Source organism: Vibrio sp. R12-SG2-ISO1 (genome assembly GCF_059834045.1).
This window is the reverse complement of record NZ_JCBDGO010000008.1, coordinates 316585-337454: the sequence shown is the minus strand read 5'-3', so window position 1 is coordinate 337454 and position 20870 is coordinate 316585. Positions and strand designations below refer to the sequence as shown.

At 49.3% G+C, this 20870-nt stretch carries 23 protein-coding genes and 1 riboswitch; of the genes, 15 read left to right on the top strand and 8 right to left on the bottom strand.

Features of this window, described 5'->3' with window-relative positions; all coding sequences use genetic code 11:
* Positions 1 to 16 precede the first annotated feature (16 nt).
* Together luxO and luxU are read left to right on the top strand one after the other, a co-directional pair.
* Positions 17 to 1396, top strand: a complete 1380-nt coding sequence (luxO, locus tag AC6R10_RS06935) for a quorum-sensing sigma-54 dependent transcriptional regulator LuxO (protein ID WP_334552735.1) — start codon at positions 17 to 19, stop codon at positions 1394 to 1396.
* Positions 1396 to 1740 (top strand): quorum-sensing phosphorelay protein LuxU, encoded by a 345-nt coding sequence (gene luxU / locus AC6R10_RS06930; RefSeq protein WP_334552734.1) that lies wholly within the window; start codon positions 1396 to 1398, stop codon positions 1738 to 1740. Before luxO ends, luxU begins: the two co-directional genes overlap by 1 nt.
* Here the strand turns inward: luxU and AC6R10_RS06925 are convergent.
* Positions 1726 to 2613, bottom strand: coding sequence for a YvcK family protein (locus tag AC6R10_RS06925; protein WP_500671850.1), 888 nt, complete (start codon positions 2611 to 2613; stop codon positions 1726 to 1728). The genes luxU and AC6R10_RS06925 overlap by 15 nt on opposite strands.
* A 170-nt stretch (positions 2614 to 2783) precedes the next feature.
* Positions 2784 to 2924, top strand: a riboswitch (molybdenum cofactor riboswitch).
* Here AC6R10_RS06925 and moaA point away from each other — a divergent pair.
* From moaA to moaE, 5 genes are all read left to right on the top strand, one after another.
* Positions 2913 to 3902: a GTP 3',8-cyclase MoaA gene (moaA, locus tag AC6R10_RS06920; protein WP_500671849.1), complete on the top strand. Its 990-nt coding sequence runs from the start codon at positions 2913 to 2915 to the stop codon at positions 3900 to 3902. Its footprint overlaps the riboswitch before it by 12 nt.
* Before the next feature lie 90 nt (positions 3903 to 3992).
* Complete coding sequence (moaB, locus tag AC6R10_RS06915; protein ID WP_487903400.1) at positions 3993 to 4505, top strand: molybdenum cofactor biosynthesis protein B; 513 nt, start codon at positions 3993 to 3995, stop codon at positions 4503 to 4505.
* A 9-nt stretch (positions 4506 to 4514) separates the two neighbouring features.
* The gene (gene moaC, locus AC6R10_RS06910; protein ID WP_334552727.1) at positions 4515 to 4997 is read left to right on the top strand and encodes a cyclic pyranopterin monophosphate synthase MoaC; all 483 of its coding nucleotides are present in this window, start codon (positions 4515 to 4517) and stop codon (positions 4995 to 4997) included.
* Positions 4990 to 5235 carry a molybdopterin synthase sulfur carrier subunit gene (moaD, locus tag AC6R10_RS06905; protein WP_334552725.1) on the top strand — a complete coding sequence of 82 codons (246 nt, stop codon included), beginning with the start codon at positions 4990 to 4992 and terminating at the stop codon, positions 5233 to 5235. The genes moaC and moaD overlap by 8 nt, the downstream gene beginning before the upstream one ends.
* Before the next feature lie 2 nt (positions 5236 to 5237).
* Positions 5238 to 5696 (top strand): molybdopterin synthase catalytic subunit MoaE, encoded by a 459-nt coding sequence (gene moaE, locus AC6R10_RS06900; protein ID WP_487903401.1) that lies wholly within the window; start codon positions 5238 to 5240, stop codon positions 5694 to 5696.
* Between the two features lie 13 nt (positions 5697 to 5709).
* Here moaE and AC6R10_RS06895 read toward each other — a convergent pair whose 3' ends face one another.
* Entirely contained in the window at positions 5710 to 6672 is a 963-nt protein-coding gene (locus AC6R10_RS06895; RefSeq protein ID WP_500671848.1) for a GGDEF domain-containing protein, read from the bottom strand.
* A gap of 150 nt (positions 6673 to 6822) precedes the next feature.
* On the opposite strand from AC6R10_RS06895, the gene AC6R10_RS06890 reads away from it, so the two are divergent.
* Complete coding sequence (locus AC6R10_RS06890) at positions 6823 to 7239, top strand: CBS domain-containing protein (protein ID WP_334552721.1); 417 nt, start codon at positions 6823 to 6825, stop codon at positions 7237 to 7239.
* A 300-nt stretch (positions 7240 to 7539) separates the two neighbouring features.
* Entirely contained in the window at positions 7540 to 8298 is a 759-nt protein-coding gene (gene udp, locus AC6R10_RS06885; RefSeq protein ID WP_334552719.1) for a uridine phosphorylase, read from the top strand.
* 152 nt (positions 8299 to 8450) lie between these two features.
* Here the strand turns inward: udp and AC6R10_RS06880 are convergent, their stop codons facing one another.
* Positions 8451 to 9263, bottom strand: coding sequence for a hypothetical protein (locus tag AC6R10_RS06880; protein ID WP_334552717.1), 813 nt, complete (start codon positions 9261 to 9263; stop codon positions 8451 to 8453).
* 206 nt (positions 9264 to 9469) lie between these two features.
* Positions 9470 to 11545 carry a methionine--tRNA ligase gene (gene metG, locus AC6R10_RS06875; protein WP_500671847.1) on the bottom strand — a complete coding sequence of 692 codons (2076 nt, stop codon included), beginning with the start codon at positions 11543 to 11545 and terminating at the stop codon, positions 9470 to 9472.
* A 222-nt stretch (positions 11546 to 11767) separates the two neighbouring features.
* Here metG and apbC point away from each other — a divergent pair, with 222 nt between their 5' ends.
* From apbC to AC6R10_RS06860, 3 genes are all read left to right on the top strand, one after another.
* The gene (gene apbC, locus AC6R10_RS06870) at positions 11768 to 12841 is read left to right on the top strand and encodes an iron-sulfur cluster carrier protein ApbC (RefSeq protein ID WP_500671846.1); all 1074 of its coding nucleotides are present in this window, start codon (positions 11768 to 11770) and stop codon (positions 12839 to 12841) included.
* Positions 12842 to 13039: 198 nt separating this feature from the next.
* Positions 13040 to 13681 carry a uridine kinase gene (gene udk, locus AC6R10_RS06865; RefSeq protein WP_487903407.1) on the top strand — a complete coding sequence of 214 codons (642 nt, stop codon included), beginning with the start codon at positions 13040 to 13042 and terminating at the stop codon, positions 13679 to 13681.
* A gap of 139 nt (positions 13682 to 13820) precedes the next feature.
* Entirely contained in the window at positions 13821 to 15992 is a 2172-nt protein-coding gene (locus AC6R10_RS06860) for an AsmA family protein (RefSeq protein WP_500671845.1), read from the top strand.
* A 94-nt stretch (positions 15993 to 16086) separates the two neighbouring features.
* Here AC6R10_RS06860 and cobO read toward each other — a convergent pair whose 3' ends face one another.
* Positions 16087 to 16698, bottom strand: coding sequence for a cob(I)yrinic acid a,c-diamide adenosyltransferase (cobO, locus tag AC6R10_RS06855; protein WP_500671844.1), 612 nt, complete (start codon positions 16696 to 16698; stop codon positions 16087 to 16089).
* Between the two features lie 259 nt (positions 16699 to 16957).
* On the opposite strand from cobO, the gene AC6R10_RS06850 reads away from it, so the two are divergent.
* From AC6R10_RS06850 to AC6R10_RS06840, 3 genes are all read left to right on the top strand, one after another.
* Positions 16958 to 17752, top strand: a complete 795-nt coding sequence (locus AC6R10_RS06850; protein ID WP_500671843.1) for a family 16 glycosylhydrolase — start codon at positions 16958 to 16960, stop codon at positions 17750 to 17752.
* A gap of 110 nt (positions 17753 to 17862) precedes the next feature.
* The gene (locus tag AC6R10_RS06845) at positions 17863 to 18111 is read left to right on the top strand and encodes a DUF3297 family protein (protein WP_334552704.1); all 249 of its coding nucleotides are present in this window, start codon (positions 17863 to 17865) and stop codon (positions 18109 to 18111) included.
* A 140-nt stretch (positions 18112 to 18251) separates the two neighbouring features.
* Positions 18252 to 18713 carry a low molecular weight protein-tyrosine-phosphatase gene (locus tag AC6R10_RS06840; RefSeq protein ID WP_500671842.1) on the top strand — a complete coding sequence of 154 codons (462 nt, stop codon included), beginning with the start codon at positions 18252 to 18254 and terminating at the stop codon, positions 18711 to 18713.
* On the opposite strand, the gene AC6R10_RS06835 is transcribed toward AC6R10_RS06840, so the two are convergent.
* The 3 genes from AC6R10_RS06835 to sodB form a co-directional block, all read right to left on the bottom strand.
* Positions 18710 to 19372: an SDR family oxidoreductase gene (locus AC6R10_RS06835; RefSeq protein ID WP_500632264.1), complete on the bottom strand. Its 663-nt coding sequence runs from the start codon at positions 19370 to 19372 to the stop codon at positions 18710 to 18712. The genes AC6R10_RS06840 and AC6R10_RS06835 overlap by 4 nt on opposite strands.
* 219 nt (positions 19373 to 19591) lie before the next feature.
* Entirely contained in the window at positions 19592 to 20101 is a 510-nt protein-coding gene (locus tag AC6R10_RS06830; RefSeq protein WP_334552698.1) for a VC2046/SO_2500 family protein, read from the bottom strand.
* Between the two features lie 122 nt (positions 20102 to 20223).
* A complete protein-coding gene (sodB, locus tag AC6R10_RS06825; protein ID WP_334552697.1) occupies positions 20224 to 20808 on the bottom strand; it encodes a superoxide dismutase [Fe] in 585 nt (194 codons plus the stop codon).
* Positions 20809 to 20870 lie beyond the last annotated feature (62 nt).

Below are 20870 nucleotides of genomic sequence, written 5' to 3'. Positions count from 1 at the left end.
AATAGACGGCTAGGCAATGAATACTCAAAAATCCAAATACCTACTCATGGTAGAAGATACGGCGTCCGTTGCGGCGCTCTATCGCTCGTATCTCACGCCGCTGGGGATAGACATCAATATCGTCGGCACTGGGCGTGATGCGATTGAGAGCCTCAATTTTCGCACACCGGATCTCATCCTACTCGACTTAAGACTTCCCGATATGACGGGGATGGACGTATTAACCGCGGTGAAAGCGAAAGATCCGGATGTCCCTGTTATCTTTATGACTGCCCACGGCTCGATTGATAGCGCGGTAGAAGCGATGCGTCTTGGCGCGCAAGATTTCATGATTAAGCCGTGTGAAGCCGATCGCCTGCGCGTAACCGTGAACAACGCGATTCGTAAAGCCACTAAGTTGAAAAACGAAGCCGATAACCCGGGAAATCAGAGTTATCAAGGGTTTATCGGCAGTAGCCAAACCATGCAAGCGGTCTATCGCACCATAGACTCCGCCGCAACCAGTAAAGCGAGTATTTTTATCACTGGTGAGAGTGGCACAGGTAAAGAAGTGTGCGCCGAGGCTATTCATGCCACCAGTAAACGTGGCGATAAGCCCTTTATTGCGATCAACTGTGCGGCGATTCCTAAGGATTTGATTGAGAGTGAGCTGTTTGGCCACGTGAAAGGGGCGTTTACCGGCGCATCAACCGACAGGCAGGGCGCCGCAGAGTTGGCTGATGGTGGCACACTCTTTTTGGACGAGCTGTGTGAGATGGATCTAGACTTGCAAACCAAATTGCTGCGTTTTATCCAGACCGGTACTTTCCAGAAAGTCGGGTCGTCTAAAATGAAAAGTGTAGACGTGCGTTTTGTATGTGCAACTAACCGAGATCCTTGGAAAGAAGTGGAAGAAGGGCGTTTTCGGGAAGATTTGTACTATCGCCTGTATGTGATCCCATTGCATCTCCCGCCACTGCGTGAGCGTGGCGAAGATATTATAGAGATTGCCTACTCGCTGTTGGGTTTCATGTCTAATGAGGAAGGGAAAGACTTTGTTCGTCTGGCACCGGATGTGGTCGAACGTTTTAAACGTTATGAGTGGCCGGGCAATGTGCGTCAGCTGCAAAACGTGTTACGGAACGTCGTTGTGCTTAATAATGGCCGCGAGATCACCTTAGACATGTTGCCGCCGCCGCTAAACCAACCGGCGACCAATGAAATCCGAGTCTCTTTACCGCAACCGGAGACGATTTCAGTGCATGAGATTTTTCCGTTATGGTTGACTGAGAAAAACGCCATTGAGCAGGCGATCGCCGCATGTGATGGCAATATCCCGAAGGCCGCAGGGTATTTGGATGTCAGCCCGTCAACGCTCTATCGAAAATTACAAGCGTGGAACGCTAAGGAAAGCTAATGGAACCTGTTTTGAATCAGGCTAAAGTCGATAAGTTGGCCGATGAAATCGGCCAAGAGAATGTCCCCGTGCTATTAGACATCTTTTTAGGGGAACTGAGCAGTTACATTGAGCATCTCTCTGATGACGGTGCAACGGACGTGTTAGAGTACCTTAAAGAGATCAGCCACGCGTTGAAAAGCAGCGCCGCCAGTTTTGGCGCCGATGCCCTGTGCCATCTCTCTACGCAAATAGATACCAAAGTCAAAACCGGGGCGGAGTTAGACGTAGAGCAATCAAAGCATGCCATGATTGCTCTGCTGCACGAGACCAAGCAAAGTTACCACTCGTTATTGGTCAATTAAGTGTTCAATGGCGCTCTGCAATTTCACTCGGTCGTGACGCCAGTCGCGATTGGGTGAGGCAAGGTGCGTCGTCACACAGTTCCACTCGCTGAGCTCAGGGTGAGGCGTATCACCGAGCACCACATCAATCCTACGCCCTTGGCATGCGCGTTCACACCATTCGAGTTTTTCCCTTAAGGACATTTTCCCCGCAGGACCATGCTCCTTGGATAAGTTTTCGACGAAAATCAGTGTCGCTTTGCGATTGAGCGCGATGGCTTTACTTAATTCAGGCAGCAGCAGCGGGGGCATAATACTGGTCAGAAAACTGCCAGGGCCAAGTATGATTGCATCTGCCTGTTCAATAGCGAGGACGCCCTCTTTCGTCGCCGGTACCTCTGGCTCTAAGTCTAAACGAATCAACTTATCTGGCATTTCATCGACACTGGTTTCACCGGTGACCCAGCGTCCGTTAGGTGCAAGGGCTTTCAAGTCAGAAGGGTGCTCTGACATGGGGATGATATTGACATCCACTTTAAGCATATTGCGAATGAGATTGGTCGCCTCCAGTGGGCGCACGGACAGGTTATCCAGTGCCGTGAGCATAAGATTGCCAAGGTTATGACCATCGAGCTCTCCCGCGCCTTTGAAGCGATATTCGAACATCATTGAGCTGATGGAGGGTTCGGTGATCAATTGGTTGATACAGTTACGAGTGTCGCCCCAGGCAATGCCGCCTTGGCAGTGGCGAATGCGCCCAGTTGAGCCACCGTTATCTGTCGTCGCCACGATCCCCGTGGCGTTACTACCGAAATCTTTTAGAGCCGCCAACATGCGCCCTAGACCGTGACCGCCGCCAACTGCGACCACTTTTTTTGTATTGTATAACGTCATGTGTGTGTCATTGTTATTATCACTATGAACTACAATGTAGAGTAATCGAGGCGCCGCAAGTACTCAATAGTGGGTATTTTGGGCGCGAGATTCGGTTTTTTTACGCCAAAGGTAGAAAGGCCCACAAATTTTAAGTATTTTATCGCTTAGCTGCTGGTTCAAAACGGAACCGGTTGCCATAACTCCGAGCTTATCGGGCTAAGTTTTCAACAAGAGAATAAGCGCGCTAAGCCAGTGACATAAGGTCACAAGGGCTTGATTGGAAATGGTCATGCCTCCCGTGTTTGGAAAGGTGTTTCGTGGCGCAACAATTCGAAGATAGTTTTCAACGCAAGTTTTACTACTTGCGTCTCTCTGTTACAGATGTCTGTAACTTCAAATGTACCTACTGCTTGCCTGATGGTTATCAACCTGCGGGGCGTCGTAGCTCGTCTTTTTTATCGATAGAAGAGATCCAACGGGTCGTCAATGCGTTCGCCGAGTGCGGCACTAACAAGGTGCGCATCACAGGCGGAGAGCCCAGCTTACGTAAAGACTTCACGGATATCATTCATACCGTCTCAAGTACGCCGGGCATCAAGAAAGTCGCCACTACGACCAATGGCTACCGGATGGAGAAGCAGGTTGAACAGTGGAAGCAAGCTGGGTTAACTCACATTAACGTTAGCGTCGATAGCCTTGACTCGCGCATGTTCCACCAGATCACCGGTGAGAACAAATTTACCCAAGTCATGGCGGGCATTGATAAAGCGTTTGAAGTGGGGTATTCGCAGATCAAAGTGAACGTCGTGTTGATGAAAGATCTCAATGCGCAAGAACTGCCGGCGTTTCTCGCTTGGATAAAAGACCGGCCAATCCAGTTACGTTTCATTGAACTGATGCAAACGGGTGAGATGGATGAGCTGTTTCAACGACATCATGTCTCCGGTGTGGCGATTCGCAATCAGCTTATTGCCAACGGCTGGCTGCTCAAGGCTCGGGCCAGTAACGATGGCCCGGCTCAGGTGTTTATTCACCCAGAATACCAAGGTGAAATTGGTTTGATCATGCCTTACGAGAAGGATTTTTGCCAAAGTTGCAATCGTCTACGAGTCTCGGCAATCGGAAAATTGCACTTATGTCTGTTTGGTGAAGAGGGGGTGGATCTGCGAGATTTGCTCCAAAGTGATGGTCAACAAGCGGCGCTGACGTCGCGTATTCAGCAAGCACTTCAAACCAAATCCGTCAGTCACTTTCTTCATGATGGAAACTCAGGTGCTACACCTCATTTAGCCTCTATCGGTGGATAGCCACGTCAGAGTGACGAAAGCGAAATTGTGATCACGGGGGACACTCGTGATGGAAAAAATAACAACGTAAATTATGTGAAAGGTGAACAAATGGGTCACGCAGAAAGCAAATTTCAACCGGCGACAATCGCAGTGTTAACCGTGTCGGATACCCGTAACGAAGAAAACGATACCTCGGGACGCTACTTGGTCGAGCAAGCTCAAGAGGCAGGACACCAGGTGGTCGATAAACAAATTGTGATTGATGACATGTATAAGATTCGTGCCATCGTCTCTCAGTGGATTGCGGATGAGTCAATCCAAGCGGTGATGATCACTGGCGGTACGGGGTTTACTTCTCGCGACAGTACGCCTGAAGCACTGAAGCCTTTATTTGATAAAGAAGTGGAAGGGTTTGGCGAGCTATTTCGCATGGTCTCTTTTGAAGAAATCGGCACTTCAACGATTCAGTCACGCGCCATTGCTGGCTTTGCCAATCACACCGTGATTTTTGCCATGCCGGGTTCGACAGGCGCGTGTCGCACAGGCTGGACTAAGATCATCAAGCAGCAGTTGGATGCCAGCCATCGTCCTTGTAACTTTATGCCTCACTTATCAGTATAAGGGGATCGCATGAGTGAACTGACTCACATCAATGCTTCGGGTGAAGCGAATATGGTCGATGTGTCGAGCAAAGCAGACACAGTGCGCGAGGCGCGCGCTGAAGCTTTTGTTCACATGGCGCCAGAGACGCTGCAACTGATTCTCTCTGGAGAGCATCACAAAGGTGACGTGTTTGCCACCGCTCGTATTGCTGGTATTCAAGCCGCGAAAAAAACCTGGGACTTGATTCCGTTATGCCACCCGCTGCTCCTGTCCAAAGTGGAAGTACAGTTGGAAGCGCTGACCGAAAAGAGTCAGGTGCGCATCGAGTCGGTGTGCAAGCTCGCCGGTAAGACCGGTGTGGAGATGGAAGCATTGACCGCGGCTTCAGTGGCGGCGCTGACCATCTACGACATGTGTAAAGCGGTTCAAAAAGACATAGTGATCGGTTCGGTGCGTCTTTTGGAGAAAACGGGCGGAAAATCCGGGCATTTCAAGGTGGATTATGATTAACGTATTGTTTTTTGCGCAGACGCGCGAGTTGGTTGGCGTTGATACATTAACGCTCCCTGACCAATTTGACACCGTGGAGTCATTGCGTGCGCATCTTGCGCAGCAAGAGGGCAAATGGTCTCTCGCACTTGAAGCGGGTAAACTGCTCGCAGCGGTGAATCAAGCGATTGTGCCGCTTACCCATCCGCTGAAAGATGGCGATGAAGTGGCCTTTTTCCCACCAGTGACTGGGGGCTAACGATGACGGTTCGTATCTCTGTTCAAGCGGATGATTTTGATGTCGGTGAGGAGTATGGTCAGTTGGCGAAAGACGCCAGTATTGGCGCAGTGGTGACCTTTGTCGGCAAGGTGAGGGACATGAACTTGGGCGACCAAGTGATCGGTCTTACCCTTGAACATTACCCAGGAATGACGGAGTCATCGCTGCAAAAGATTGGCGACAGCGCATTGGCGCGTTGGCCGCTGGATTGTGTGCGTGTGATCCACCGTATTGGCGATCTTGATATTGGCGATCAAATTGTGTTTGTCGGCGTAACGAGTGCGCATCGCAAAGCCGCGTTTGAAGCGTGCGAATTTGTGATGGACTACCTTAAGACACAAGCGCCGTTTTGGAAAAAAGAGCGCACGACAACCGATACGCGCTGGGTGGAATCGCGTGAGTCCGATGCGCAAGCCGCACAGCGCTGGCAACAACCCTAGTGGATGCCTTGCTCTACCACTGATTGATTTGATGAATCGTACCCCGGCGCTGTTTTTTGGCAAAGAACAGCGCTTTGTCTGCGACAGCGACTAGACGCTCAGTGCTCATCGGGTGGGGAATGTGCGGGCAATAATGGATGCCAATCGTAATCGACACACAATTGCTTACGGTTGAAGATAGATGCTCAATCGCTAGAGCGTTAACCTGATCTCGCAATTGCTCTGCACGCTCGAAACACTCACTCTCCCTGATGTTGGGACACACAATCAGAAACTCATCACCACCATAGCGAAAACAGAGGTCGTGCGCACTGCACCAGTTCATCAGCGTTGCCCCCAGTGATTCAAGCACATCATCGCCTTTCAAATGGCCATAGCGATCGTTGTATTGTTTAAAACAATCAAGATCGATCATCAGCAGCGCACATCCGGTTTGGTTAAGATAGGCCAGCTCTAAGACATCCGGGACCATCACATCCAAGGCGTAGCGGTTGTAGACCTTAGTCAAATGGTCAAGATGGGTAATTTTTTCCAATTCAAGCTGCTGCTTTGCCAACCTTTCTAGCGCATTTTGGTGCTCGGTGATGTTGCGAACCGTCCAGAGGACAAACTCCGTATCGGGGAGGGGGATCACCAACGCATTAAAAAACTGTCGATCTTTTGGCCCTTCCACCTCGTTAAAACAGCTCAACGACTTTGGGTCAAGGGAGTATTCCAGCTCTGCCGGGGTTTGACTCTCTATGACATCGACCACCACTTGGCTAAACCACACCGCTTTATCAGCGGGGAGTACCTGGTACTGATCTAGCCCGATAATGATTCTTGGGTCATGGTGACGCGTCGTATCGCGTCCACCCCACGCCTCCACATAGACGCCCGTTTTGCTGATTAAAAAGGTCGGCTCAGGCAAAGAGGCAAACACCGTATGCATCAACGCGGGGTTCACTTTCATCAATTCAGTCAACGTTGAGTTCACGGGCTCATACCTCTCCATCGCTATCACTAATTACAGTTTAGTCATTAAGTTGAGGGTCGGTGGAAAAATGCGCAGCGCCATTTGTGAAATCAAGAAATTAGACGACAATATATAGTATGACCCGCCCAGAGCACGGACAAGGAGACGCAGATGGAATCATTAAAGGTCAGAGACTATATGACGTTACAAGCGGTGACATTTACCCCCAATATGTCGTTGAGTGCGGCGCTTGAAAAGGTGATGAACTCGAATTATCTCGGTGGGCCCGTGATTGACGAGAGCAAAAAAGTGATTGGTTTTCTATCGGGTCAAGACCTGTTGGATAAACTCATCAAGGTGAGTTACTACTGCCAAGATACCCATATCGTATCGGACTGTATGAGCAAGGAGGTACTTTCAGTGACCCCTGAGACCTCTATTATCGAGTTAGCGGATATGATGAAGGTCGGTAAGCCCAAGGTCTACCCTGTCATTGATAATGGTCGATTGGTTGGGATCATCACGAGAAGAGATGTGTTACGCGCGATCGGTAAAACCATCAACGATTGCTTTAAGCATCCGGTCTAATCTACGTCTCGTCGTTTATTTCGCTCTCGGAGGCATCGCTGTCGACCTCGGGGTGATGGATGTAGCGATGAGAAAACGTGAGATCAAACGGCGGTTTTATGTGCAAAATTGACGATATTGCGTATTAAAGTGTGATGCAAAACGGTTTATTGTGAAATTGAATGTTTTGTTGCTTTGTTATGTGTGATCTAAATCACTCTATATTATTGCTGACTTGGTTAGAGTAGCCGGGTACCCAAACAAATGTAAGAACAGGCCGCCACTCATTCGATGAGCCTGTCACTATAAGGAGCCTCCCCTATGTCTCAAGCTGTTTTCCACCTTGGTGTTACGAAAGACGATCTTGCTGGTGCGACACTCGCGATCATCCCTGGCGATCCTGCACGTGTGCAAAAAATTGCTGAAGAGATGGATAATCCCGTCTTTCTCGCCAGTCACCGTGAATACACGCTGTACCGCGCTGAATTAGAGGGCAAGCCTGTTGTTGTGTGTTCCACCGGTATTGGTGGCCCATCGACTTCTATTGCGGTTGAAGAGTTAGCGCAGTGTGGTGTGCGTACCTTCCTACGTGTTGGTACCACTGGTGCAATCCAACCGCATGTGAATGTTGGCGATATGATTGTTTCAACCGGCTCTGTGCGTCTCGATGGTGCCAGTCTGCATTTCGCGCCTATGGAGTTCCCAGCGGTGGCTGATTTTGATGTGGCAACAGCGATGAAAGCGGCGGTAGAAGAGACAGGTGCAACGGTTCACATGGGTGTCACGGCTTCCAGTGATACCTTCTACCCTGGTCAAGAGCGTTACGATACCTTTTCAGGTCGCGTGGTGAAACGTTTCCAAGGCTCGATGAAAGAGTGGCAAGATATGGGCGTACTGAACTTCGAGATGGAGTCAGCGACCTTATTGACGATGTGTGCAAGCTCTGGCCTAAAAGCAGGTTGTGTGGCGGGTGTCATCATCAACCGAACTCAAAAAGAGATCCCTGATCACTCTACGCTAAAAGAAACCGAAGCACGCTCGATTAAAGTTGTCGTCGAAGCGGCGCGCAAAATGCTCTAAGTAACAAAGCTCTAAGTATCAGAGTTCTTTAGCGCATATTCGCGTTGAGCAAACAATGATGAAAACGGCCAGGTCTTATCACCTGGCCGTTTTTATTTTTTTACAATAGATTGGCAACAATAGATTTTGCTAAAACGTGTATCGTTAGCCGTTCACGCTATCGCTACTCGAGGAAGTGGCAGGTAGAGCGTTTCCGTCATGTCCGATAACACTTGGTCATAGACTTGCGAGATGACCGCAGACACGTCACTGGTCAGTTCATACAAGGCTTCTTCTGTCCAATCTAGCTCTTCGCTGATGGCGATTTCAGTCAGGTCACGCATCGCGGCACTGCTGGCTGGTGAGGCAACACTCAATGGACTGATGATCGACAGTTGGTTAAGTTTACGACGTGTTTTGTCGCAATAGTATTTAACGCGCAAGCGACCATCAATAGTATCGATTTCTGGAATGCACAAACGCAGTTGAGTCAGCACTTCCATACTGTCGAGGATTTGTTGCCAGTTCATGTGGTACTCATCACTGAGATCTTCACGCTCAGACTCAATCAACCATGCAATCGCGACTTCATCCATCAAGAACATGCAGTGACGAATGGTTTTACCGTGGATGACTTGGTTGCGAATCACGGTTCTGTCTTGCCACTCTTTATGCATGCCTTTGAGTTTTAATTGGAAAATTCGGTACATGGGTTTGTTGTCAAAGGGCGCGTTGGCCACCAAGCCATTGGTGATATCGACCATTTGATCGTAGAGCGCTTCAATTTCTTCCAGCTCACTATCCGTCACCTCCTTGGTTAACGCCAAGTGGGTCGCGCTACGATGTTTGCGGCTAAGCAACATCACCTGTCGCAGCAAGACCAGTGTTTCAAACTTGCGCTCTAAAGTGCTTTGACGCTTTTTAGAGAAGTAAAGCATGACAGCCAATACGGCTATCGATAGAACCACTGAGATCAACACAAACATAACGTACTCCTTGTACTCGCCTACTACTAAGTGGGTAGAGCAGGAACAGTGCCAACTTATAAGTTGTTTAAATACAGTGGGTTATATTCTGTAGGGCGAAGGGGTTGAACGGTTTTGGTGCAAAGTAAGCCCTAATATTGTGATTGAGGGCACAAAAAATCCCCGCGGACGGTGTCACGCGGGGATGAGTGATATGAGCCTGGTGATTACATCACGCGCATACCTGGCTGTGCGCCTTCATGAGGCTCAAGAATCCATAGCTCGCTGCCACCAGGGCCTGCTGCTAGGATCATGCCTTCCGACATACCAAATTTCATCTTACGCGGCTTAAGGTTCGCAACCATCACGGTGAGTTTGCCTTCAAGCTCTTCGGGTTTGTAAGCAGACTTAATACCAGAGAAGACTTGACGAGTTTCACCGCCGATATCGAGTTGGAACTTAAGCAGTTTGTTGGCTTTTGGCACTTCTTCACAAGAGATGATACGAGCGATACGCATGTCCACTGCGGCGAATGCATCAAATTCAATCTCATCGGCGATAGGATCTTTATCCAGCTCAGTTTGGCTCGCTTGGTGCTTAGCCGCTTCTGCTGCTTCCTTCGCTGCCACTTCGGCTGCCGCATCTTCTTTAGACGCTTCCACCATCGCTTCCACTTTCTTCGGATCAATGCGATTGAACAGCGCTTTGAACTTAGTGATTTCGTGATCGGTCAGTGGTGACGCGACCCCTTCCCATGTCAGCTCTTCGTTTAGGAAGGCTTCAGTGCGTGCAGCGAGCGCAGGCATCACAGGTTTTAGGTATGTCATCAATACGCGGAATAGGTTGATACCCACAGAGCAGATGTCTTGCAGCTCTTGGTCTTTACCTTCTTCTTTCGCAATCACCCACGGCGCTTTCTCATCGACGTATTGGTTTGCTTTGTCAGCAAGGGCCGTGATTTCGCGGATTGCGCGACCAAATTCACGGCTCTCATAAAGCTCTGCGATGCGAGAAGCCGCTGTTGCGAACTCGTTGTATAGTTCTGGCTCTACAAACTGTGCTGAAAGCTTGCCGTCAAAGCGCTTACTGATGAAGCCTGCGTTACGTGATGCTAGGTTAACAATCTTGTTCACGACGTCAGCGTTCACGCGCTGAGTGAAGTCTTCAAGGTTGAGGTCGAGGTCATCGATGCGGCTGTTGAGCTTCGCCGCGTAGTAGTAACGTAGGCACTCTGGATCTAGGTGATCTAGGTAAGTGGCTGCTTTGATGAAGGTGCCTTTAGACTTAGACATCTTCGCGCCGTTAACCGTTACATAGCCGTGGACGAATACGTTGTCTGGTTTGCGGAAACCGCTGCCTTCAAGCATCGCTGGCCAAAACAGAGAGTGGAAGTAAACAATGTCTTTACCGATAAAGTGGTAAAGCTCTGTTGTGCTGTCTTTTTTCCAGTACTCGTCGAAGTCGAGATCATCACGCTTGTCACACAGGTTTTTGAACGAGCCCATGTAGCCAATTGGCGCATCTAGCCAAACATAAAAGAACTTGTCCTTTTCACCTGGGATCTCGAAGCCAAAGTAAGGGGCGTCACGTGAAATATCCCACTGCTGCAGGCCTGACTCAAACCATTCTTGCATCTTGTTGGCGGTTTCAGCTTGAAGAGAACCAGAACGTGTCCACTCTTTCAGCATGCTTTCGAACTGAGGCAAGTCGAAGAAGAAGTGCTCAGAATCTTTCATGATGGGCGTCGCGCCTGAGACCGCTGATTTAGGATCAATCAGTTCCGTTGGGCTGTAGGTTTCGCCACAGTTGTCACAGTTATCTCCGTACTGGTCTTCGGATTTACACTTCGGACAGGTCCCTTTTACGAAACGGTCCGGAAGGAACATCTCTTTCTCAGGGTCAAACAGTTGAGAAATGGTACGGCTAGAAATAAAGCCGTTTTTCTTTAGCTCTAAGTAGATGTGTGACGCTAGCTCACGGTTCTCTTCTGAGTGTGTGCTGTGGTAGTTATCAAAGCTAATATCGAAGCCAGCGAAGTCTTTTTGGTGCTCTTCACTTACGGCAGCGATCATCTCTTCTGGTGTTATCCCCATCTGTTGTGCTTTTAGCATGATTGGCGTGCCGTGAGCATCGTCAGCACAGATGAAGTTTACAGTGTTGCCACGTAGGCGTTGGTAGCGTACCCAGATATCGGCTTGAATGTGCTCAAGCATGTGACCTAGGTGAATCGAACCGTTAGCGTACGGAAGGGCACAAGTTACCAGCAGTTTCCTTGGATCAAGGGTTCTTGGATCGTTTGCCATACTTAATATTCGCTTCTTAAGGTGTAGGAAAAAATAGACGGTAATACTACCTTATCCCACCAGTGACTCCAAGGTATCTAGTTGCTCAAACACCCAGTTTTTTCAGGGTTCTGTCAGGACCTCGGGAGTGATAGCATGGGCAGTGCTATCCTTCTGTACAAAGAGCGTGTGTTTTCTGCGCGCCTTCTGCCAGTTCAGTGGGTCTTATAACAAGGAGCATTCATGCAGCAGTTTACTTCCAAGCAAGCGCTATGCGACTGGCTTAATCAGTTTCAACATCCACAGCTTGTGGCCGATTGGGCCTCAACGCCACATCTCGTTCATGTCGCCGCCGACCAATGTCAGATTCGACTGCCGTTTTCTTCGCGCTCTTTGCCTAGTGAACTCAATACTTGGATTGAAGGTCAGATAGAGCGCGGTCAAATCCAGCGTTTCCCGTATTCTATCCAAATCGAAGTGAAACCGCTCAGCACTCATGTGAGCGCGGAAGTGAAAGGCGTGAAAAATATCCTTGCCGTAACCTCAGCCAAAGGCGGTGTGGGAAAATCGACAACGTCGGTCAACTTGGCGTTGGCGCTCGCCGCAACAGGTGCCAACGTCGGTTTGTTGGATGCGGATATTTATGGGCCATCGGTGCCGATGATGATTGGTCAGCAAGACGCGAAGCCACAAGTGAGAGACAACAAGTGGATGCAACCTATCAAGGCGCACGGCATTGTGACGCAATCTATCGGTTATCTGGTCTCCAAAGACGAAGCCGCGATTTGGCGTGGGCCGATGGCCTCTAAGGCGTTAGCTCAGCTGTTGAATGAGACCGAATGGCCAGATTTGGACTATTTAGTGGTCGATATGCCGCCGGGTACGGGGGATATTCAACTGACGCTGGCGCAGCAAATCCCCGTCACCAGTGCTTTGATTGTCACCACACCGCAAGATTTGGCGCTCGCCGATGCACGTAAAGGCGCGGCGATGTTCAATAAAGTAGAGGTGCCAGTTGTCGGCTTGGTCGAGAACATGAGCTACCATATCTGTTCTCATTGCGGTGAGCGTGAGCACATCTTTGGCGCAGGCGGCGCAGAGAAAATGGCACAAGAATATGGGTTGGATCTGCTCGCTCAAGTGCCGCTGCATATTGCGATGCGTGAAGACATCGATCAAGGCGTGCCTACGGTGGCGGCAAGGCCAGACTCAGAGCACAGTCAAATCTACCTTACCCTTGCCGAAGCGATCACTGCGCGCATGTATTGGCAAGGTGAGGAGCGCCCTGCGGCAATCCAATTCACCATGGTCGAGTAACCCTCACTCGGTGTAATCGATTGCTTGCGTTTTTCTCTCTTCAAATGCGGTTTTGTTGCTAAGTGTGACTAGCAACAAACCGCGCTTCTCCCTATAATCAGGCGGTTTAACCAATTTACACTGATATGCATGCGTCTATTTGCACACTTGCTAATATTAGTGAATATGACACCAATTCAAACATCGAGTGCAAGAATAATGTCTGAGAATAATCAATGTGTGATCGTCGGTATTGCTGGCGCGTCTGCTTCTGGGAAAAGTTTAATCGCAAGTACGATTTACCGTGAGTTGCGTGAGAAGGTGGGCGATCATCAAATTGGTGTGATTACGGAAGATAGCTACTACAACGATCAAAGCCACCTAAGCATGGAAGAGCGTGTAAAAACCAATTATGACCACCCAAGTGCGCTAGACCATGACTTGCTTTGTGACCATCTAGAACAGTTGACCCGCGGTGAAGCGGTGGAAGTCCCTGAGTACAGTTATACTGAGCATACCCGCCTAGATAAAACCACCACGTTAACCCCAAAGAAAGTCATCATCCTTGAAGGCATTCTGCTCCTGACGGACCCGCGTCTGCGCGATTTGATGCATGCGACGGTCTTTATGGACACGCCGCTTGATATCTGTTTGCTGCGCCGCGTGAAGCGTGATGTGGAAGAGCGTGGTCGTACGATGGATTCCGTTTTGAAGCAATATCAGAAAACGGTTCGTCCGATGTTTATGCAGTTCATTGAGCCTTCTAAACAATATGCGGACATCATTGTGCCTCGTGGCGGTAAAAACCGTATCGCCATTGACGTGTTAAAAGCGCACATTGCAAAACTTCTGAAAGCATAATCCCCGCGGGGTTTATTTTTTTAGCGAGAAGTGGCACTTTAAGTGCCACTTTCTTTTTATGGCGACAAGTATTTGTTCAATCACGACTTATACTTGGGGAAGACCTAAAATTGTCTCTTACTTAGCAAGGATAATGCTGATGAAGAAGTTACTCATAGCCATAGCGGTCGTCGTTGTGGTCCTCCTTGGCGGGGTGGTTGCATTGGTAACCCTCGTCAATCCCAACCAATTTAAACCCCTGATTGTCGAACAGGCCAAAAAGCACACCGGCTTAGATCTGGTCATTGAGGGGGATATCAGTTGGCAGTTTTTCCCATCGATTGGTTTTGAGCTCGGTAAAACTGAACTGAGAAACCCAGCCGGGTTTGATAAACAAAATCTGTTTAAAGTCGATTCAGTGGGTATTGATGTCTCGGTCATGCCGCTATTTAGCCAGCAGCTCAACATTGGAAAACTTCGCCTCGATGGTGCTGAGTTCGCGCTGATCACGCGCAAAGATGGTTCGACCAATTTGGATGCTTTGACTCAATCGTCATCCTCATCGCAACCGGCGACTCAAACCCAGAGTACGGCAGGGGACGTAGCAAGCTCAACCAGCAGCGAGCCGTCGTCAACCGCAACAGAAGCTGGGGCCGCTTGGAGCATCAATCTCGCTGGCGTGAGCGTCAGTAATGCCGCTGTAGAGATCCAAGACCTGCGTACAGGTAGTTTCACCAAACTGTTCGATGTGGCGTTTAACTTGTCTGAGTTTGTGTTCGATGAATGGAGTTCAGTGACGTTTGCAGCGAAAGGGCAAAACAACCAACAAGTGTTTGAAACCAAGGGTGACCTTGAGCTCAAATTAGCCCCCGGGTTGAGTGATTATGCGCTGCGCAATATCAACCTAGATAGCCGTTTTAGCGATCCAAGCACCAAGATGGAATCCATTAAGCTGGCGCTAGAGACGTTTCAGTTTGATGCGGTGAATCCGTTGACTTTCGAGATCAAAGGCCAAGCCGCTGATATGGACATCGATATGACGGGCGCGGCCAAACTGAGCGTTGATAAAGCGATGACGCTAGTGCAAGTGAATCAATTCACGCTCGACGGTCAATTGCAAGGCGAGAGCCTACCTCAATCCCCTATGGCTATTGGCTTGTTATCGGACATACGTTTTGATCTCACTAAGAGTCATCTGAGCCTTGTGCTGAGTAAACTGACTGCCAATGCATTGCAATTTGATGGCAAAGCCGACGTCACCTTGGCCGAAATCGCGAAAGTGCGCTTTGCGCTTCACAGTCCAAACATCGACTTGGATGAATTTCTTGGATTAGGCGAAGCCAGCTCAAATCAAGGCGAGTCTTCCGACTCATCTCAATCGACGTCTAGTTCTTCAACGCAATCAGGCACGTCACAAGCGGGGACGTCAGCTGCGAAACAACCGAGTGCAGAAGTAGAACCTGACTTGTCAGCGTTGGCCAATTTGGACGTGAAGGGTGACATCACCATCGATAAGTTCAAGGCCAACAACGCCAAGATGGAGAAGGTGAGCACAAGCTTCTCGATTGACCGAGGTGTGGTTGATTTGAGCGCTTTTACCGCTAACCTCTACCAGGGGAGCGTCACAGCCACAGGACGATTGGATGCGCGTAAGAGCCCTGCGACCTACAGTGCCACAAAACAGATTCGCGGCGTGAAAGTGCAGCCTTTGCTGGTGGATGTGGCCAACACTGATCAGTTGGAAGGCACAGGTAACATCGATGTTGACGTCAAAGGTAGCAGTTTGACTCCAAGTGGTATTCAGCAAAATCTTGTTGGCACGATAGGAATAAGTTTCACCGATGGTGCGGTCAATGGGATCAACGTTGCGCAGTTGATTCGTGAAAACTACGCCAAGATCAAAGGTCAAAAAGTGGAAGCCGCAACGGGTGTTCAGAAAACCGACTTTAGTGCGATGAAAGCTACGTTAGTCCTTAACAAAGGCAATGTATCGACCAACGATCTCACCATGCAATCCCCTCTGCTACGAATCCGTGGTCAAGGCGGAGCGAACTACATCAAGCAGACAGTGAACTTTACCGTGAGCACTTCAGTGGTCGGTTCTTTGGAAGGTCAAGGCGGTAAAGATATCGATGAGCTGAAGGATGTCACGATTCCAATTAACATCTCCGGCTCGTGGGATGCGCCTAAGTTCAAGTTAGTTTTTGATGATGTACTGAAGCAAAAAGCGCAGAAAGAGATCGACCGCGGCTTAGAGAAGTTAGACGGGAAAATCAAAGACGAAAAAACCAAGGAAGCCGTCAACAGTTTGATCAAAGGTTTGTTCAACTAACCTCACAGCGCACCACAGCAACAAACAAAAAGTCTAGCTCGCGATTGTCGCAATGAGCTAGGCTTTTTTAACTCCCGGTAATGGGGAAATCGTGTTACCAATCCACCCCTTTGAGGGCTTTGACACCGGATTCAAAGGCGTGCTTGATGTTTTTCACTTCTGAGACGGTATCGGCCATCTCAATCAAACTGCGATGGGCACCACGCCCGGTGATGATCACCGATTGCATTGCTGGGCGTTGCTCGAGTGCCTCGATGACTTCTTCGAGTTCAATATACCCATAGCTCACCATGTAGGTGAGCTCGTCAAACAGAATCACATCCAGTGATTCGTCTTTGAGCATGCGCTGGCACTCTTTCCACACCACTTGAGCCGCTTCGGTATCCGTGGTTTTGTTTTGCGTTTCCCATGTAAAGCCTGTCGCCATCACTTGAAACTCGACGCCAAGTTTTTCCAGCAGGTTGCGTTCGCCGTTCTCCCAGGTTCCTTTGATAAACTGCGCGACAGCACACTGTTTACCATGACCGACCGCGCGAGCAATTGTGCCAAACCCTGAGGTGGATTTGCCTTTGCCGTTGCCCGTGATGATGAGCAACAAGCCTTTCTCTTCTTGCGCCGCTGCAATTTTCTTATCAACTTGTTCTTTGACTTTCTGTTGACGCTGTTGGTGTTTTTGCTCTTTGTGAGAAGGTGCTTGGTCTGACATATCGTTACCTTGTGATCATTCCTTTGCTCGCCATCATAGCGGACAACGCAAAGGGAAAAAACCGTCATCGACTGTGGTTACTCTCTCGCGTGATATCACATTTTGAGAGGGAGAAGTTTCATCCTGCGGGGATAGATTTCATATCGCCAATCTAAAAAGTGTCGCTGTTCAAGATGTGGATAACAACTTGAATTTACGAATGTTGTATCCCTTAGCCACGGTGTATAACCAAGATGTATTTTGAGAAGGAGGCACAGAGATGATACACCCGACTTGGCAACGATACGTGATGGTCGCAGCCTTGAGTTTTATCGCATTTAACACACAAGCTGACGTGTCCAATCAAGATACTTTGGTTCAATCTGGGCGGTTAAATACGACGTCTGTTCCACTCTATGGCGCAGAAGTATACAGCCATGACAAGGTCACCTTTGGCAAGTTCGTAATGAGGATGAAGTTGGTCTCTGCGCCCGGCGTCGTCTCGTCTTTTTTCACCTATGATAATGAATCTTGGCAAGGCGGCATTCCTTGGCGTGAGATAGATATCGAGGCGATCGGCAAAGCGCCCAACCAACTGCAAACCAATCTCATCACAGGCGCCCTTGGCGAGCGGATTCACTCCGAACATCTCCATCCCGTGCCACTGAATACCTTTCAGGAATACACGCTCATCTGGACTCCAGATGAAATCACTTGGTTGGTCAATGGTGAGGTGTTGCATCGCGTATTAGCCAAGGACTCGCAACAGGTGATAGACATGCGAGACAGTCCACAAAGTTACCGCATGAACCTTTGGGTCTCTGAAGCGGCGGATTGGGTGGGTAAGTTTCAGCCTGAGCAACTGCCACTCACCCAGCAAGTGGATTGGATGGAGTACTACCGCTATCAAGATGGGCAATTTGAGAAGGTGTGGCGTGATGATTTTGATAGTTTCGATCACACGCGCTGGGGAGCAGGGGATTGGTCTTTTGAATCGAATCTGGTTACCTTTCATCCCGATAACGCGTTTGTCGACAATGGTCTGTTGCACCTTCGCTTATCCAGTGGCGAGTAGTTGAGGCGCCGACAATCGGTATTCTTACCCTTTGTCTTGATGTGAGAGTTGAACCCGCCTAGCGTCTCAACTAGAATCCACGTTTTGATTACTACTATTAGGTCACAAGTATGAGCGATACCAACGCCAAACCTGAGTTACCGGATCACCTATCAGGCAACCCACGCAGCCCACATCACATCGCTGAGTGTTTTGAACACCAAATCGGCATTCGCCTAAATGGCAAAGAGCGCACCGATGTGGAAGAGTACTGCATCAGCGAAGGCTGGGTAAAAATCCCATCACCGAAAGCAAAAGATCGCTGGGGTCAACCGATGCTGATTAAACTCAAAGGCGAGGTTGAGGCTTACTACAAGTAAACCGCCCCTATGAGAATTCGAAAGAGTGAAGCCCGTGCTTCACTCTTTTTTTATCTGCGCGTATTGTCTTGGAATCGACGGCGCGTTTCCTCAATGAGAGAAAACGCCGGCACATTGGTCAACTGAAAAGGAAATCCATCATGAACATCACTCAGTGTTCCTCCATCCTTGTCGTCTGCATGGGCAATATCTGTCGCTCTCCGACGGGCGAAGCGGTGCTCAGAGCGAAAGCAAAAGAGCTAGGCGTTGAAGTGGAGATAGACTCGGCAGGAACCATCGGTTACCACCAAGGTCATGCGCCGGACCCACGTGCCCAGGCGGCAGGAAAAAAGCGGGGATATTCGTTTAAAGGGATTCGAGCGCGGCAAGTAGAGCCCAATGATTTTGCTCGCTTTGATCTCATTTTGGCGGCAGATAGGGACAACTTAGCCGATCTTCAAGCGCAGTGCCCACGTGAGCATCAACATAAGCTCAAACTGTTTCTCAGTTACATTGATGCAGACGTGGATGAAATACCTGACCCATATTATGGCGGAGATGAAGGGTTCGAGAATGTGCTCGATCTGATTGAGCAGGCGAGCGAGGCCATTTTGCAACGCTAAGCGGCCATTACGCGTCCACTGAAGTAATCATTGGCGACGATATACTCGGTATTGCGGATCAGCTCGTCGTGAATCTCCGACCAATGAACATCGTCAACATCATAGCTGGGCACGACACCGCCAACGCGAATGTTGAAAGGCGTTAGCTCTTTAGCCCAGCTTTGGGTAAATCCGGCCACCATGGAGGTGGCGTTGTCGAAGCCAGATAAATCTCGATAATCCGCATGGGCGATAACGTTGACGATTACCCCGTTTTTCTTTTCCGTCCTCATTCGCTCTGCGGTAGCTTGGCCGAAGCTAAATAGCGTCGCTGCCATGTGGGAAAGCTGCTGAGTAAAAATCTCGCGGCCACTCTGTTCAAGAATGGTCGGCATCGCATGGCTAGTGATGGCGTTGATCAACACATCGGGTGAATGCCCTAGCGTGTCGTCCATGTAGTGAAACAGATCGTGAATGGCATCGACACTGTAATCGACAATCGCACAGGAGTAGATTTTAGTGGAGATCTGCTGACAGCTTTGCACTGTTTGTTGCAAGCGAGCGGAGTTTTTGTCGCACAGAACCAAGGTGGCACCTAGCGATGCGAAATGAGACGCGAGCGTACCACCAAGCTGAGAGCCTGCAGAAGTAATTAATATTACTGCATTTTTTATATCCATCGCTCGCCTTCCTTCTCGTCACACTTGACTACTTTGTTCATATAGCATGGTAGATTAACTGTTACTTATATGTGAATAACTTCAAATAAGTTGTGCGCATCTTTGAGCAGAGCGTGTTTCTTTGCGGTATTTCACACTCTCTAGTTGAACGGGTGAATATGTATACAAAATGAGACAACGAGAATGTGATCCTGCGTCAATAGCAAAGATGTTAACCCATTAAGTTTGTAGGGAAATTTGGAACTGACGTTGAGCGTGGATCAGCTGATTGTAGAGATCGGCCGGCATTAGCTCACGCGGTGTTTGTTCTGCCAGTTGACGCCTCTGGTGACCAGAAAGGTTGTGATAGACCTCTTCAGGAAGGTCATGTGTCTCTTCGGGTAGATACGTCAAGGTTTCCGGTGTTAGGTAGTGAGACAACTTGGCACTGGCGAGACCACTGGAGTGAAACAGCGCCGCTTGCTGCGCGGAAACTGCGTATGAGCTTTGATCCGAACGCAGAGTTTGTGGAGACGGCAACTCAAATCGACGGCGCAGGGCTGCTTCACTGCTGTCAACCGTATCGATTTTTTCCACTGGCGTTGTATCGCGGACATCATCAGAGAACAAAGAGAGAATCAGCGCAAAATCGGCACGGCGGCCTTCGTGCACCGCATGATTAATGCCAGTGCCAAACTGAAGCTCGTTGATGACGCTCGCTTTGTCTAAGGTATGAATCGGGGTGTGCATATGTCCTCGCTTGATGTCTATGTAGCGGCGAGGGGGCAAAAAGCTTGAGAGCAGGTATGAAAAAAGCCAGCTGACTGCTGGCTTTTTAGGCGACTAAATTCCAATCCTTTCGGGGGAAGGGATTATTTTGCTAGGTTTTCTGCAACGAAGTCCCAGTTAACCAGTGCCCAGAAACCGTTCATGTAATCTGGACGAACGTTACGGTAGTCGATGTAGTACGCGTGTTCCCATAGGTCAACCGTCAGTAGTGGCGTGGTGCCTTCTTCTGTTAGTGGCGTCGCTGCGTTTGACGTGTTCACGATATCTAGTGAGCCGTCAGCTTTTTTCACAAGCCATGTCCAAGAAGAACCGAAGTTGTTGATTGCCGCATCAGTAAACTTCGCTTTGAATGCGTCGAACGAACCAAAGGCTGCGTTGATGGCATCGGCTACTGCGCCTGTTGGCTCACCACCCGCGTTTGGAGCAAGACAGTGCCAGTAGAAGGTGTGGTTCCAGATCTGTGCAGCGTTGTTAAAGATGCCGCCAGAAGATGTCTTGATGATCTCTTCGAGTGTTTTGCCTTCGAACTCAGTACCTGGGATTAGGCCGTTGAGCTTAACCACGTAAGTGTTGTGGTGCTTGCCGTGGTGGAAATCTAGGGTTTCTGCTGAGATGTGTGGTTCTAGTGCGTCTTTCGCGTAAGGAAGAGCGGGTAGTTCAAATGCCATTGCTCGATTCTCCATTGATTTGAAAGGGTTAGCCCTTTCGATTGCTTCCAGTGTTATTTATT

What these genes read in the sequence shown, in the direction of transcription:
- udk (WP_487903407.1), top strand. Translation starts at nt 13,040, where the DNA reads ATGTCTGAGAATAATCAATGTGTGATCGTCGGTATTGCTGGCGCGTCT.
- udp (WP_334552719.1), top strand. Translation starts at nt 7,540, where the DNA reads ATGTCTCAAGCTGTTTTCCACCTTGGTGTTACGAAAGACGATCTTGCT.
- apbC (WP_500671846.1), top strand. Translation starts at nt 11,768, where the DNA reads ATGCAGCAGTTTACTTCCAAGCAAGCGCTATGCGACTGGCTTAATCAG.
- luxO (WP_334552735.1), top strand. Translation starts at nt 17, where the DNA reads ATGAATACTCAAAAATCCAAATACCTACTCATGGTAGAAGATACGGCG.
- cobO (WP_500671844.1), bottom strand. Translation starts at nt 16,698, where the DNA reads ATGTCAGACCAAGCACCTTCTCACAAAGAGCAAAAACACCAACAGCGT.
- AC6R10_RS06845 (WP_334552704.1), top strand. Translation starts at nt 17,863, where the DNA reads ATGAGCGATACCAACGCCAAACCTGAGTTACCGGATCACCTATCAGGC.
- AC6R10_RS06840 (WP_500671842.1), top strand. Translation starts at nt 18,252, where the DNA reads ATGAACATCACTCAGTGTTCCTCCATCCTTGTCGTCTGCATGGGCAAT.
- moaE (WP_487903401.1), top strand. Translation starts at nt 5,238, where the DNA reads ATGACGGTTCGTATCTCTGTTCAAGCGGATGATTTTGATGTCGGTGAG.
- moaB (WP_487903400.1), top strand. Translation starts at nt 3,993, where the DNA reads ATGGGTCACGCAGAAAGCAAATTTCAACCGGCGACAATCGCAGTGTTA.
- moaC (WP_334552727.1), top strand. Translation starts at nt 4,515, where the DNA reads ATGAGTGAACTGACTCACATCAATGCTTCGGGTGAAGCGAATATGGTC.
- AC6R10_RS06890 (WP_334552721.1), top strand. Translation starts at nt 6,823, where the DNA reads ATGGAATCATTAAAGGTCAGAGACTATATGACGTTACAAGCGGTGACA.
- AC6R10_RS06835 (WP_500632264.1), bottom strand. Translation starts at nt 19,372, where the DNA reads ATGGATATAAAAAATGCAGTAATATTAATTACTTCTGCAGGCTCTCAG.
- AC6R10_RS06925 (WP_500671850.1), bottom strand. Translation starts at nt 2,613, where the DNA reads ATGACGTTATACAATACAAAAAAAGTGGTCGCAGTTGGCGGCGGTCAC.
- AC6R10_RS06860 (WP_500671845.1), top strand. Translation starts at nt 13,821, where the DNA reads ATGAAGAAGTTACTCATAGCCATAGCGGTCGTCGTTGTGGTCCTCCTT.
- luxU (WP_334552734.1), top strand. Translation starts at nt 1,396, where the DNA reads ATGGAACCTGTTTTGAATCAGGCTAAAGTCGATAAGTTGGCCGATGAA.
- moaD (WP_334552725.1), top strand. Translation starts at nt 4,990, where the DNA reads ATGATTAACGTATTGTTTTTTGCGCAGACGCGCGAGTTGGTTGGCGTT.
- AC6R10_RS06830 (WP_334552698.1), bottom strand. Translation starts at nt 20,101, where the DNA reads ATGCACACCCCGATTCATACCTTAGACAAAGCGAGCGTCATCAACGAG.
- AC6R10_RS06850 (WP_500671843.1), top strand. Translation starts at nt 16,958, where the DNA reads ATGATACACCCGACTTGGCAACGATACGTGATGGTCGCAGCCTTGAGT.
- metG (WP_500671847.1), bottom strand. Translation starts at nt 11,545, where the DNA reads ATGGCAAACGATCCAAGAACCCTTGATCCAAGGAAACTGCTGGTAACT.
- sodB (WP_334552697.1), bottom strand. Translation starts at nt 20,808, where the DNA reads ATGGCATTTGAACTACCCGCTCTTCCTTACGCGAAAGACGCACTAGAA.
- AC6R10_RS06880 (WP_334552717.1), bottom strand. Translation starts at nt 9,263, where the DNA reads ATGTTTGTGTTGATCTCAGTGGTTCTATCGATAGCCGTATTGGCTGTC.